This is a genomic window from Pseudomonas sp. 008 (genome assembly GCF_016861935.1).
In the GTDB taxonomy this organism is placed as follows: domain Bacteria; phylum Pseudomonadota; class Gammaproteobacteria; order Pseudomonadales; family Pseudomonadaceae; genus Aquipseudomonas.
Window position 1 is genome coordinate 1 of record NZ_BOMA01000052.1, and the last position, 491, is coordinate 491.

The window sequence follows — 491 nt, forward strand, 5'->3', positions numbered from 1 at the left end:
GTATCGGTAACGGTGGTGACCGCTGCCGCTGGGCTGGTGGCCAGGTTCTCGAAGTTGCCGCCTGCGGCATCCTTGATCGTGACTTCGACTTGGCCAGCGTCCTTGTAGACGTCGTCCTTCGGTGCATCGACAGTCACGCTGCCACTGGTGGCGCCGGCGGCGATGGTGATCACCGCGCCGTTCGACAGGGTCACGGTGACCGGTGTGCCGGCGGCATTGGTCAGGGTCGCGGTATAGACGATGGAACCACCTTCAGCCACCGAGTCGGTTGCCGACAGGCTAAGGGTGGTGGTATCCGGTGTGTCGGTCACCGAGGTATCCGCCGACTTGCCGTCGACTTCCAGCTTCTCGTAGTTGCCGCCCTTGGCGTCGTCTATCTTGACGCTCAAAGAACCGCCGCCGGCCAACGCGTCGTTGGGTGCGGTGAAGTTGACACTGGCGCTGCTCGAGCCGACCGGGATGGTAATGGTCTGGCCATTCGACAGGGTCAC

The 491-nt window shown here is 63.3% G+C and carries 1 protein-coding gene; it reads right to left on the reverse strand.

What is annotated here, in order from left to right; translation table 11 throughout:
* On the reverse strand, positions 1-491 hold a 491-nt coding region (locus JUI81_RS31655; RefSeq protein WP_204125696.1), incomplete at both ends, for an immunoglobulin-like domain-containing protein.